The following is a 12,123-nucleotide window of genomic DNA, read 5'->3' as shown; positions in this document are numbered from 1 at the left end:
ATGGCTGAACAGGACATCAAAAAAGGTCTCGCCGGCGTCGTAGTGGATTACACATCCGTTTCGAAGGTCAACCCGGACACCAACTCACTGCTGTACCGCGGCTACCCGGTCCAGGAGCTCGCCTCCCGGTGCAGCTTCGAGGAAGTTGCGTACCTGCTCTGGAACGGGGAACTGCCCAGCCAGGACCAGCTAGCTGAATTCACTGCCCGGGAGCGGGCCGGGCGCGCCCTGGACCCGGTGGTCAAGCAGGTGGTCGATACCCTGCCCACCAGCTCGCATCCCATGGATGTCTGCCGGACAGCCGCGTCGGTGATGGGGGCCAGGCATCCGCTGGCGGAAGACTCGTCGCGGGAGGCCAACATGGCCAAAGCGGTGGACCTCTTCGCCGCCATGCCGGCCGTGGTGGCGTACGACCAGCGCCGCAGGCACGGGCAGTCCGTGGTGGAGCCCCGCGACGACCTTGGCTACTCGGCCAATTTCCTCTGGATGGCGTTTGGCGAGGAGCAGGTACCGGAGGTGGTGGAGGCCTTCAACGTTTCCATGATCCTGTACGCCGAGCACAGCTTTAACGCCTCGACGTTCACGGCACGGGTCATCACGTCCACCCTCTCGGACCTGCACTCGGCGGTCACCGGAGCCATCGGTGCGCTGAAGGGACCACTGCACGGCGGAGCCAACGAGGCCGTCATGCATACCTTCGACGAGATCGGGATCCGGCCCGAGGAGTCCCTTGAGGAGGCAGCAGCCCGGGCCAAGGCGTGGATGGAGAATGCGCTCGCCCAGAAGAGGAAAGTGATGGGCTTCGGCCACCGCGTGTACAAGCACGGCGACTCCAGGGTGCCCACCATGAAGGCTGCGCTGGATAAGATGATCGCCCACTACGGGCGGCCCGAGATTCTGGGCCTGTACCAGGGGCTTGAAACCGCCATGGACGAAGCCAAGGCCATCAAGCCCAACCTCGACTACCCGGCAGGGCCCACCTACCACCTGATGGGCTTCGACACCGCAACGTTCACTCCCCTGTTCGTTGCCAGCCGCATCACGGGCTGGACGGCGCACATCATGGAGCAGCTGGACTCCAACTCGCTGATCCGGCCGCTGAGCGAGTACAACGGCCCCGAGGAGCGGCACCTGCCGTAGGCGCCGCTGCTGCGGAAACCACGACGACGGCGGGAGGGCGCTGCGGTGCCCGGCCCGCCGTCGGCGTCTAACGGCTTAAGGCAGCAGGCTTTCCGAGGAGGCGACGGCCTCGTTGTCGTTGTCCATGGTCACCACGATGTTGACGCTGCCTCCCTCCAGCACCACCGGCAGCCAGTGGTCCGCATCCTGCCACATCCGGTCAAAGGGCAGCGCGGCGGTATCGAACCAGGCGGGAGCGATCTCGGTGCTTTCGGTGGGTTCGCCTTCCCAGCGGACAGCAGTGAACAGACGGGTATCCATGTCCCACTCCGGCTTGGCAGGAAACACGAAGCGCACCACCCCGGCATCCCGAAGGTCCTCGTGCCGGAGCCCGACGTCGGTTTCCTCCCGCACCTCGCGGATCACTGCTTCCGCTTCGGTCTCCCCCACTTCGACGTGCCCGCCGATGCCGACAATCTTTCCGCGCCCGAAGCCGGTCTTCTTCAGCCCCAGCAGGACCTGGGAAACGCCGTCCACCTCTTGGAGCAGGAAACACAGTGCCACTGCAGCGGCCGCCATGCTCAGCCCAGCGCCCGGGGGTGCGCGGCAGCGTAGATCTCCCGCAGGGTATCGGCAGTGACAAGGGTATACACCTGGGTGGTGGTCACCGAGGCATGGCCCAGGAGTTCCTGGACCACGCGGACGTCGGCGCCGCCTTCGAGCAGGTGGGTGGCGAAGGAGTGCCGGAGGGTGTGCGGGGAGACGTCCTTGGTGATGTTCGCCTTTTCGGCTGCTGCCTTGAGGATGGTCCAGGCACTCTGGCGGCTGATGCGGCCGCCGCGGGCGTTCAGGAACAGTGCGGGCGTGCCCTTTCCCTTGGCCGCCAGCAGGGGACGTCCGCGCACCAGGTAGGCGTCCAGTGCCCGGGCGCCGTACGAGCCGAGGGGTACCAGCCGTTCCTTGGACCCCTTGCCGAAGAGCCGCACGATGGCCGGGCCCGATTCGGCCTCCGCCAAGGAAATGTCGTCAACGTCCAGGCCCACGGCCTCACTGATCCGCGCCCCGGTGGAATACAGGAACTCAAGGAGGGCCCGGTCGCGCAGCCCCGTTGCCGTGTCCGTTCCCGCCGCCTCAAGGATCCTGGTCACCTCGTCGACGCTGATGGCCTTGGGCAGCCGTTTCCCGGGCATCGGCGGGTGGACCTCACTGGCAGGGTCGGAGGGGGTATGCCCCTCCAGGGCCCAGAACTTGTGGAGCCCTCGCACTGCCACCACGGTCCTGGCCGCGGACCGCACTCCCAGGGCGGTGCCGCCGTCGGAACCGTCAGAAAGGGCCTGGACGAATCCCGTCACGTGGCGCCGGGTGACCTCCTCCGGGCGGCGGCAGCCGGCGGCGGAAAGGTAACGGGAGTAGCGGGCAAGATCCCGCCGGTAGGCAGCCAGGGTGTTGGCCGCGAGTCCGCGCTCCACACCCATGTGCTGGAGGTAGTCGGTGATGCCGCGGTCAACGGCGGTTGGCGGGGCAGGCGGTGGTACGGAATCCTGGACCGGCGTTGCCGGGGCGGGCCCTGCGGGGGCCAGCCCGGCGGAGGAAGTGGGGACCATCAGCGCTGGCTGGGGTGGGCCGGCCACGGCGCATCCGCTGGACGGAGGCCTTCATACCCGCCGGCGCGGGCCGCGGCCGCTGCCAGGATTCCAACGACGGCGGACGGGTTGTGGAGTCTGCCGGCCAGCACCGACGCCACGGCGTCGTCCAGGCTGATCCAGTGGAACTCGATCTCGGCTTCCTCATCCGTCCGCTCGTGGCGTTCGTGGTGGGGTATGTCGATGAGGTCCCGGGCAAGGTAGATCCTGATGGCCTCGCTGGAGGACCCGGGGGAATTGAAGAAGTCGGCCAGGACGTTCCACGTTCCCGCGGCAAGGTCCGCTTCCTCGGCCAGTTCGCGGGCGGCCCCGACCACGAAGTCCTCCCCTTCGATATCCAGCAGGCCGGCCGGGATTTCCCAGAGGTCCATGCCCACCGGATGGCGGTATTGCCTGAGGAGGAGGATTTCGCCGTCGGCGTTCATGGGCAGGACCGCGACTGCCCCGGGGTGGTCGATGTAGTCGCGGGTCAGGGCCTCACCGGTCTCCTGCAGCTGGAAACTGTCGCTGACCACGTCCCAGATCCGGCCCTCGTAGACCTTCTCGGTAGACAAAAGACGGCGCGGGCTCGGTGCATCCGAAACCTGCTTTGCAGCAGGGGTGGTTTCAGGTGTGCCGGGCATCGCGCCGTCCTTTTTCTGTTGGAACTACTTAGCGGCTACCGTACCGGAATGCTCGGCCTCGACAGCGCCGACCCCCACGGTGGCGGCCGTGTCGGAGCCCCGCTGGTGGTCCAGCGCGGCCTTCACCAGGCCGGCGAACAGCGGGTGCGGCCGGGTGGGGCGCGAGCTCAGCTCGGGGTGCGCCTGGGTGGCCACGTAGTACGGGTGGACGTCAGCGGGCAGTTCGACGAACTCCACGAGCTTGCCGTCCGGTGACGTGCCGGAGAAGACCAGGCCCGCAGCCGCGATCTGCTCGCGGTACTTGTTGTTGACCTCGTAGCGGTGGCGGTGGCGTTCGCTGACGGTGGTCTTGCCGTAGGTTTCGGCGATGACGGATCCGGCGTCGAGCTTGGCTTCGTAAAGGCCCAGGCGCATGGTGCCGCCGAGGTCGCCGCGACCCTCGACGAACTCCAGCTGCTCTTCCATGGTGGCGATGACCGGGTACTTGGAATCAGGCTCGAACTCGCTGGAAGACGCACCTTCCAGCCCCACCACGTTGCGGGCGTATTCGATCACCATGCACTGCAGGCCCAAGCACAGTCCCAGGACGGGCAGCTTGGTTTCGCGGGCGAACTTCAGGGCGCCGAGCTTGCCTTCAAGTCCGCGGATGCCGAAGCCGCCGGGAACGCAAATGGCGTCGACGCCGTCGAGCGCCTTGATAGCGCCCTCGCGGGTTTCGCATTCGTCCGAGGGGACCCAGCGGATCTTGACCTTGGTGTCGTTGGCGAAGCCGCCGGCACGCAGGGCCTCTGTCACTGACAGGTAGGCGTCGGGCAGGTCGATGTACTTGCCCACCAGCGCGATCTCAACCTCGTGCTTGGGGTTGTGCACGGCTTCGAGCAGCTTGTCCCAGCTGGTCCAGTCCACGTCCTTGAACGGCAGGTCCAGGGCGCGCACGATGTACGAGTCCAGGCCCTGCGTGTGGAGGGTCTTGGGGATGTCGTAGATGCTGGGGGCATCGGCGGCGTTCACCACGGCGTCGATGTCGACGTCGCACATCCGGCCGATCTTTTCCCGCATCGCGTCCGGCACCTCACGGTCCGAGCGGATAACGATCGCCTCAGGCTGGATGCCGATGGACCGAAGGGCTGCGACGGAGTGCTGGGTGGGCTTGGTCTTCAGCTCCTGGGACGGCCCGATGTACGGGACCAGCGAGACGTGGAGGAAGAACACGTTGGTGCGGCCGATGTCCTGGCGCACCTGGCGGGCCGATTCGAGGAACGGCTGGGATTCGATGTCCCCCACCGTGCCGCCGATTTCGGTGATGATGACGTCCGGGGCGTTCTTGCCCTCGGCGGGCAGGCGCATCCGGCGCTTGATCTCATCCGTGATGTGCGGGATGACCTGGACGGTGTCCCCGAGGTACTCGCCGCGGCGTTCCTTGGCGATGACCGTGGAGTACACCTGCCCCGTGGTTACGTTCGCCGAACCTTCCAGGTTTTCGTCCAGGAAGCGCTCGTAGTGTCCGATGTCCAGGTCCGTTTCGGCGCCGTCGTCGGTGACGAAGACTTCGCCGTGCTGGAAGGGGTTCATGGTGCCCGGATCCACGTTCAGGTAGGGATCCAGCTTCTGCATAGTTACAGACAGGCCACGCGCACGCAACAGGTGACCGAGGCTTGATGCCGTCAGTCCCTTACCGAGCGAGGACGCCACACCACCGGTTACGAAGATGTGTTTGGTCGTCTTGGACGAGCCCGGGAACCGGGAATTTACACGGGAATTTGATCGCTGCACCACGGAATTCGAGCCTATCATCATTTGAGCCTTCCACGGATCGCTGGGAGTGCTTCCCAAATGCCCAAGTCTGCCGGTCCGGCCGCCCCGGGAGCAAGGGGTGACCGGTGGCCGGCACCCCGGCAAGGCCGGGTTTCAGGCCCGCTGCGGCAGCAGTTTCGCGTCGTCCAGCAGTTCCTGGGCGTGGGCCTGCGCCGACTCCGAATCCTCCTGGCCGGCCAGCATGCGCGCCAGTTCACGGACCCGTTCGGAACCGTCAAGGAGGCGGACATCACTTGAGGTGAACCCCGTGGCTGTTTTGCCGTCGGCTCCCCGGACGGAGGTCTTGGTGACCGTGATGTGCTGGTCCGCGAAGGCGGCCACCTGCGGAAGGTGCGTGACCACCAGCACCTGGACGTGGCGGGCCAGCATGGCCAGCCTGCGGCCGATCTCGACGGCGGCACGTCCGCCCACGCCGGCGTCCACCTCGTCGAAGACGAAAGTGGGAACGGGGTCCACGGCAGCCAGCACCACCTCAATGGCGAGCATGACGCGCGAGAGTTCACCGCCGGACGCGCCCTTGCCCAACGGCCGGGCGGTCGCACCCGAGTGCGGCTGCAGCAGGAAGCTGATCTCGTCCGCGCCATAAGGGGTTAGCTGGCCGGCCGGGTCGATGGTGATGACCAGGGTGGCATCGGCCATGGCCAGCGCCTTCAGCTCCGCGCTGACCCGGGCCGAAAGGTCCTTGGCGGCCTTGGCCCTGACCTTGCTGATTGCGGCGGCCTGCTTCTTCAGGTCCGCCTCAGCCTTCACGACTTCGGCGTCCAGGGTTTCGATCCGGGTTGAGTCGTCCTGCAGTTCGTCGTAGCGGACGCGGGCGTTCTCCGCCCAGACCAACACCTCGTCAATGGTGGGTGCATACTTGCGGACCAGTTTGGCCAGGGCGGCCCGCCGGTCCTCAATTTCCGCGAGCCGTTCCGGCCCCTCCGTGTCCAGGCCGGCCTGGTAGCTGGCCAGCTCCGTGGCGATGTCGTTGAGCAGGAAGCCCACCTCAGCCAGCCGCGCAGCCGCTGAGCCGAGCTCGGCGTCGTGTTCTGCCACATGCTCCAGCGTCCGCTTGGCGGCATCAACCAGGGTGGTGGCGTCCCCCGCTTCGCCGAAGTCCTCGGCGATGAGCGCCTGGTGGGCGGTGCTCGCTGCGATGCGGAGCTCCTCCACGTTGGCGAGCTTTACGGCCTCGGCCTTGAGCAGCTCGTCCTCCCCCGGCTGCGGATCCACCTCATCAATCTCAGCCAGGGCGGACTCCAGGGACTCGGCCTCACGCAGCCTGTCGCGGGCGGCAGTGCGGAGGCTGTCCAGCTCCGCCTGGCTGGACTTCCAGTGGTTGTAGAGGTCCTGGTAGGCGGCCAGCGGACCGGCCAGCGATTCACCGGCGAACTTGTCCAGGGCGCCCCGCTGGGCGGCGGCTCCCTTGAGCCGGATCTGGTCCGACTGGCCGTGGACCACCACCAGGGTCTCGCCGATCTCGGCAAGGACACCCACCGGCGCCGCCCTTCCGCCCAGGAAGGCACGGCTGCGGCCGTCGGAACCAAGGCGACGGGCAAGGATCAGCTCCGCGCCGCCGTCGAACTCCTCCGTCTCGGCACCCGCCTCCAAAGCCCTGGCTATGGCGGGATGGCCGGCGTCGAGCTTGAGCACGGCCTCGGCGGTGGCACTCTTGGCACCGCTCCGCACCGCCCCGGCGTCGGAGCGGGCGCCCAGCAGGAGCCCGACGGCGGTGACCACCATGGTCTTGCCCGCACCCGTCTCACCGGTCACCACGCTCAGGCCCGGCCCCAGCGGCAGCGTTGCGTCAGCGATGACGCCCAGATCGCGGATTCTCAGTTCTTCAAGCATGGCTTCACTTTGCGGTCGGCGGATCGGTTTCGACATCGGGCTGGCCCGCTTGCGGTACCTGGAGCGGCGGCATGGGGCGGGGCGTCCGGATGATGGGGATGGGGCCGGTGTGAACGGACTCAGCCTTGGGGGCCGGGCCGCGCCAGCCGTGAATGGGCAGCTGGAATTTCCGGACCAGCCGCGCGGAAAACGGCGTCTGGTGCGTGCGCGCCAGCCGCACCGGAGTGGCGGACTTCGTGACCTCCACCCTGGCTCCCGGGGGCAGGTCCACTGACCGCCTGCCGTCACACCACAGGACGCCCAGGGCATCCGTACGGTTCAGGACTTCCACCGCCAGCCGAGAGCGGGGCGAGACCACCAGGGGTTTCGCGAAGAGGGCATGGGCGCTGATGGGGACGATGACCAGGGCCTCCACCTCGGGCCAGACTACCGGCCCGCCGGCGGAGAAACCGTACGCGGTGGAACCCGTGGGCGTGGCCAGCACGATGCCGTCGCAGCCGAAGGACGTCAGCGGACGCTCATCCACCTCGGTGACCACCTCCAGCATGCGTTCGCGGTTGGCCTTCTCGATGGCGGCCTCATTCAGCGCCCACGTGTGCCAGATCTTCTGGCCGCGCACCCAGACCTGGACATCGATGGTCATGCGCTCTTCCACCGTGTACTCACGGCTGGCAATCCATTCCACCGTCTGGGCCAGGTCCGCCCGCTCACTTTCGGCGAGGAAGCCCACATGGCCAAGGTTCACCCCAAGCAGCGGAACGTCCACCTCACGGACAAGCTCGGCCGCGCGCAGGATGGTGCCGTCGCCCCCGAGGACCATGACAAGTTCAACGTCCGGGAGCTGGACGTGGTCGTGGAGGATCTCCACGGGCTGGGCCAGGTGTCCGAAGAACCGCTCCATGTCCCCGAGTTCGGACTCCTGCATGACCGGCACAATGCCCGAGGCATGCAGCAGGGCGCACGCCTCCCAGGCGGCCTTCAGTGAGTCCTCGCGGCCGGTATGGGCGAGGACCAGTACACGCCTGCTCATCAGGTTCCGCTCTCTAGTGGTTCGGCCAGATTCGTCCGAGCAAGGCAGCGGCCGCTGCCTCCCGCTCTTCGATCTTAGGCAAGTCTTGGCTCATCCTGCGTCTTATCCACAGGAAGTATTCAACGTTTCCGTCCTGGCCCGGCAGCGGACTCTGCGCGAGGCCCCTTAGTTCAAGCCCGGCGTCGAGCGCTGCCCTGGCCACCTTCTCCACCGCCAGCCGCCGTTCCCGCTCGGAGGTGACCACGCCGGTCCGTCCCAGCCGGTCCTTTCCGATTTCAAACTGCGGCTTCACCATCAGCACAAGGTCACCTCCGGGCTCGGTGCAGAGAGCCAGCGGCTGCACCACCAGGGTGAGGGAAATGAAGGACAGGTCAGCCACGGTAAGCGATGCGGGGCCGCCAATGTCCGCGGGCGACATGTAGCGGACGTTGAGTCCTTCGTGGACCTCCACGCGGGGATCCTCCCTGAGCTGGGGCACCAGCTGGCCATGCCCGACGTCGACCGCCACCACGTGCACGGCACCGCGCCTCAGCAGCACGTCCGTGAAGCCGCCCGTGGAGGCTCCGGCGTCGAGGCACCTTTTCCCCGCTGCCGAGACCTCGGGGAAGGCGTCAAGGGCACCGGCCAGCTTGTGTCCTGCCCGGCTGGCGTAGGCGTCCTGTTCATCATGCTGAACGGCAAGGTCCCGGCCCTCATCAACCTGGAGGGACGCCTTGGCGAGCACCTGCCCGGCGGAACTCACCTTGCCCTCGGCGATCAGGGCGGCCGCGTGGGTGCGGGACCGGGCAAGGCCACGGGCCACCAACGCCTGGTCGAGGCGCACCGGCATCAGGCAGCGCCGTCCGTCGGATCAGTGCTTCCATGCTCACTGTTGGCGGGGTCGCTGTCGGCGGGTCCGCTGTTGGCGGGGTCGCTGTTCAGCGCGGCCAGCAGTTCATCGTGAAGTTCGCTGTAAACGGTCTCGTGCTCCGCCACCGGAACCTGCGGCAAGGCTTCAAGCCGTGCCAGGGCCTGCGCCACTACCGGGTCCGTGACACCTGCACCGCCGGTTCCAGGCCAGTCCGGGGAAGGCTGGGCTGCTGCGGGGAGGGGTTCGGTCAGCTCAGTCATTCCACCAGTCTAGTGATCCAGCCAGACGAGTTCAGGCGCCTGGGGTGCGGCGGCGTCCGGGGTGGCTGCCCACCAGGCTGCACACGCGGCCCGCCAGGAATCCAGGTTGTCCTGGCTGCCGATGATGCCCACCGCACCGTTGGCCACCCGGGCCGTGGCCTCGCCGCAGGCGTAGGTGCCGTCGTCGTGTGTGACCTCCGGGTACACCCGGTGCAGGTCCCCAAGGGAGCTGATGATGTAGTCCGGGCGTTCGGCGGCACGGGCAGCCAGGATGGTTTGCCGGGTGTCGACGCCGGTCAGTACCGCCACCGTGGCGAAGCCTGCGTTGTTTCCGCCCAGGATGTCGGTGTCCAGGCGGTCTCCCACCACCAGGGGGCGTTCCGCGCCAAGCCGCTTGGCGGCGGAGTGGAAGAGCGGCGCTTCGGGCTTGCCGGCCACGCGCGGGGTTTGGCCCGTTGCGGCTGCCACGGCCTGCACCAGCGTGCCGTTTCCCGGAGCGATGCCGCGGGCCTGCGGTATGGACATGTCCGTGTTGGTGGCCACCCACAGGGCGCCCGCGTTCACCACGTAAGTGGCTTCGGCCAGGTCCTTCCACCCGATCTCGGGGTTGAATCCCTGGACCACCGCCACCGGGTCCTCCTCCTGGCCGTACACCGGCACGAGCCCCACGAGTTCGATCTCCGCGGCCAGCGCCGGACTGCCGGTGATGAGTACCCTGGAGCCCGGAGCCAGCAGTGAGGCGAGCAGGTCTGCAGCGGCCTGGGAGGAACTGACCACCTGATGGTCCTCGGCGGGCGCCCCGAGTTCCCGGAGGTGGGCAGCCACCTGCGCCGGTGACCGGGACGCGTTGTTGGTCACGTAGCCCAGACCCACGCCAAGGCCGGAGAGCTGCTTCAGGGACTCAACCGCACCGGGGATGGCGTGCGGTCCGGCATAGACCACGCCGTCCAGATCTGCCAGGAGGGCGTCGAACAGGGAAATCAGGGGAACGGCACTCATGCGTCAGTCTTCCCGGCGGTCCTGCTGGTCCCCGGCCTGGTCTTCCAGATCGGGTTCGCCGTCACGTCCGGCTTCGGCTCCATCTGCGGCCTCCCCGGAGGTTTCCAGCTCGTCCGGCTCCACCGAGTCTTCGTCGGACTCGGCGTCGTCGGAGGCGAAGTAGTCACTCTCCTGGTCCTCGATGGCGGTGTCCTGCTGTTCAGCGGACTCGGCAGCGAAGTCGGCTCCAGCTGCACCGGCGGCTGAGGCGGCATCGGTAGAGGATACGGCGCTTGTGGCGGTTTCCGATGCCTGGGACGCGCGCTCCAGCAGGCGGCGGCGTTCGGCTTCTTCCCTGGCCTCTTCTTCTTCATCCCAGCCGAGGTCGATGATGTCCGGTTCCTCGTCCACGCCCTGGCCCAGTGCGTTCTCGGCCACAACGGCCTGCTTCCGCCATTTCTCGGCTTCAGCTTCGCGGCCTACGCCGGCGAGGGCGTCGGCGTAGGCACGGAAAAGCCGGGGGCTGTAGGAGAAGGCCCGGTTGATGTCCAGTTGCGGGATTTCCAGTTCGGCTACGGCAGCGTCCAGCTGTCCGAGGTCGGTCCGGGCACCTGCGGCAACGATAGCGAGTTCGACTTTGCCGGGAGCGTCCAGGTCCTGGGCTTCCTCGGACCGGGCCACGTCCAGCGCACGGTCCGGGCGCCCCAACCCTCGTTCACAGTCGGCCATGACCGGAAGGTGGACGTTGGAGCCGCTGATGCGGCGGTAGGTGCGGAATTCGCGCAGGGCCTCGCCGTAGTGGCCGGCTGCGTACGCCGTCAGTCCGACGGCTTCGCGGACGGCGGCGAGCCGGCCCCCACGCCGGCTGGCAGCCAGGGCGTGCTGGAACGCGAGTTCCGGCTCTTCATCGATCAGCCTGCCGGCCATGACCAGGTGGCGGGCCACCCACTCAGCACTTTTTGCTTCCAGGGTCTTGATCTGGTGCTGGGTTGCGCGGTCCAGTTCCTTGCCAGTGACGTCCTCGTCGATTTCGGGAGAACGTTCCCGGTCCGGGCGGTTGGCGCTCCGGAGGTCCCGGGCGTTGGGCACGCGGACGGGACGGTCTTCCTGGCGGTCCCGCCCAAAGTTGCGGGGTCCGGCACCTTCCCGGCTGGAGCCCCGATCGAAACTTCGGGGTGCTCGGTCCTGGCGGTCGCCGCGGCCGGCGCGGTCGCCCCGATCGGGCCGTTCGGTCCGTTCACCGAAAGGCTTCCGGTTCTCTCCCCCGCCGAAGCTGCGACGGTCGCCCTCGCCGTCACGGCGGGGACGGTCACCAAAAGGCTTCTTGTCACGGTCCCCGAACGGCTTCCGGTCACGATCGCCGAACGGCTTCCGGTCACGGTCCCCAAACGGCTTACGCTCACCCTCGCCGTCACGGCGCGGACGGTCACCAAAGGACCGGTTCTCACGGTCCCCGTAAGGCTTGCGGTCACGGTCTCCGAACGGCTTACGCTCTCCAGCACCGAAAGGCTTACGCTCACCCTCGCCGTCACGGCGCGGACGGTCACCAAAAGGCTTCTTGTCACGGTCCCCGAACGGCTTCCGGTCACGATCTCCAAACGGCTTACGCTCCCCTGAACCGAAGGGCTTACGCTCTCCAGCACCGAAAGGCTTACGCTCACCTTCCCCGTCACGGCGCGGACGGTCACCAAAAGGCTTCTTGTCACGGTCCCCAAACGGCTTACGCTCACCGCCGCCTGAGGCAGGGCCGGAATCGCTGTTGTCGCGGCTGCTGCGGGAACGGAATCCACGCGGATCGCCGCCTGAGTTGTTGTTGCCGCGGAAGGCGCCGCGGTCATTTCCGCCGCGGTTGCCGCCGTTGTGCTCAGCCATGTGGATTCCTCCTGTTGTGAGCCGACCACTGGCGCAACTGCAGCCGCTCGTATCCGTGTTTCGTTTCCTACGCAACCCGAAATCAAGCGCTTCGAAGTCC

Annotated in this window: 11 protein-coding genes; 1 reads left to right on the top strand and 10 read right to left on the bottom strand. The window is 67.4% G+C overall.

Annotated elements, in window-relative coordinates:
- Positions 1-1,140, top strand: coding sequence for a bifunctional 2-methylcitrate synthase/citrate synthase (locus tag SMD14_RS07800; protein WP_157238539.1), 1,140 nt, complete (start codon positions 1-3; stop codon positions 1,138-1,140).
- 75 nt (positions 1,141-1,215) lie between these two features.
- On the opposite strand, the gene SMD14_RS07795 is transcribed toward SMD14_RS07800, so the two are convergent.
- From SMD14_RS07795 to SMD14_RS07750, 10 genes are all read right to left on the bottom strand, one after another.
- The gene (locus SMD14_RS07795) at positions 1,216-1,698 is read right to left on the bottom strand and encodes an 8-oxo-dGTP diphosphatase (RefSeq protein WP_321215903.1); all 483 of its coding nucleotides are present in this window, start codon (positions 1,696-1,698) and stop codon (positions 1,216-1,218) included.
- A gap of 2 nt (positions 1,699-1,700) precedes the next feature.
- The gene (gene xerD, locus SMD14_RS07790) at positions 1,701-2,723 is read right to left on the bottom strand and encodes a site-specific tyrosine recombinase XerD (protein WP_157238541.1); all 1,023 of its coding nucleotides are present in this window, start codon (positions 2,721-2,723) and stop codon (positions 1,701-1,703) included.
- A complete protein-coding gene (locus tag SMD14_RS07785) occupies positions 2,723-3,385 on the bottom strand; it encodes an NUDIX hydrolase (protein ID WP_321215902.1) in 663 nt (220 codons plus the stop codon). The genes xerD and SMD14_RS07785 overlap by 1 nt, the downstream gene beginning before the upstream one ends.
- A 24-nt stretch (positions 3,386-3,409) precedes the next feature.
- Positions 3,410-5,179, bottom strand: coding sequence for a CTP synthase (locus SMD14_RS07780; protein WP_157242551.1), 1,770 nt, complete (start codon positions 5,177-5,179; stop codon positions 3,410-3,412).
- 114 nt (positions 5,180-5,293) lie between these two features.
- Positions 5,294-7,033, bottom strand: a complete 1,740-nt coding sequence (recN, locus tag SMD14_RS07775; RefSeq protein WP_321215901.1) for a DNA repair protein RecN — start codon at positions 7,031-7,033, stop codon at positions 5,294-5,296.
- A gap of 4 nt (positions 7,034-7,037) precedes the next feature.
- Positions 7,038-8,063, bottom strand: coding sequence for an NAD kinase (locus SMD14_RS07770; protein WP_157238544.1), 1,026 nt, complete (start codon positions 8,061-8,063; stop codon positions 7,038-7,040).
- Positions 8,064-8,076: 13 nt separating this feature from the next.
- A complete protein-coding gene (locus SMD14_RS07765) occupies positions 8,077-8,892 on the bottom strand; it encodes a TlyA family RNA methyltransferase (protein ID WP_321215900.1) in 816 nt (271 codons plus the stop codon).
- Complete coding sequence (locus SMD14_RS07760; RefSeq protein ID WP_321215899.1) at positions 8,892-9,173, bottom strand: hypothetical protein; 282 nt, start codon at positions 9,171-9,173, stop codon at positions 8,892-8,894. Before SMD14_RS07760 ends, SMD14_RS07765 begins: the two co-directional genes overlap by 1 nt.
- 9 nt (positions 9,174-9,182) lie before the next feature.
- A complete protein-coding gene (locus SMD14_RS07755) occupies positions 9,183-10,172 on the bottom strand; it encodes an HAD-IIA family hydrolase (protein WP_321215898.1) in 990 nt (329 codons plus the stop codon).
- Positions 10,173-10,175: 3 nt separating this feature from the next.
- Positions 10,176-12,023: a hypothetical protein gene (locus tag SMD14_RS07750; RefSeq protein ID WP_321215897.1), complete on the bottom strand. Its 1,848-nt coding sequence runs from the start codon at positions 12,021-12,023 to the stop codon at positions 10,176-10,178.
- Between the last annotated feature and the right edge of the window lie 100 nt (positions 12,024-12,123).

Origin of the sequence: Pseudarthrobacter oxydans, assembly GCF_034258515.1 — a bacterium.
Taxonomy (GTDB): domain Bacteria; phylum Actinomycetota; class Actinomycetes; order Actinomycetales; family Micrococcaceae; genus Arthrobacter.
This window is presented reverse-complemented; position numbering and strand designations above follow the sequence as displayed.

Coding starts and splice junctions, on each gene's coding strand:
- SMD14_RS07780 (WP_157242551.1), bottom strand. CDS start 5,179: ATGATAGGCTCGAATTCCGTGGTGCAGCGATCAAATTCCCGTGTAAAT.
- SMD14_RS07755 (WP_321215898.1), bottom strand. CDS start 10,172: ATGAGTGCCGTTCCCCTGATTTCCCTGTTCGACGCCCTCCTGGCAGAT.
- SMD14_RS07770 (WP_157238544.1), bottom strand. CDS start 8,063: ATGAGCAGGCGTGTACTGGTCCTCGCCCATACCGGCCGCGAGGACTCA.
- SMD14_RS07800 (WP_157238539.1), top strand. CDS start 1: ATGGCTGAACAGGACATCAAAAAAGGTCTCGCCGGCGTCGTAGTGGAT.
- SMD14_RS07785 (WP_321215902.1), bottom strand. CDS start 3,385: ATGCCCGGCACACCTGAAACCACCCCTGCTGCAAAGCAGGTTTCGGAT.
- SMD14_RS07795 (WP_321215903.1), bottom strand. CDS start 1,698: ATGGCGGCCGCTGCAGTGGCACTGTGTTTCCTGCTCCAAGAGGTGGAC.
- SMD14_RS07760 (WP_321215899.1), bottom strand. CDS start 9,173: ATGACTGAGCTGACCGAACCCCTCCCCGCAGCAGCCCAGCCTTCCCCG.
- xerD (WP_157238541.1), bottom strand. CDS start 2,723: ATGGTCCCCACTTCCTCCGCCGGGCTGGCCCCCGCAGGGCCCGCCCCG.
- SMD14_RS07750 (WP_321215897.1), bottom strand. CDS start 12,023: ATGGCTGAGCACAACGGCGGCAACCGCGGCGGAAATGACCGCGGCGCC.
- SMD14_RS07765 (WP_321215900.1), bottom strand. CDS start 8,892: ATGCCGGTGCGCCTCGACCAGGCGTTGGTGGCCCGTGGCCTTGCCCGG.
- recN (WP_321215901.1), bottom strand. CDS start 7,033: ATGCTTGAAGAACTGAGAATCCGCGATCTGGGCGTCATCGCTGACGCA.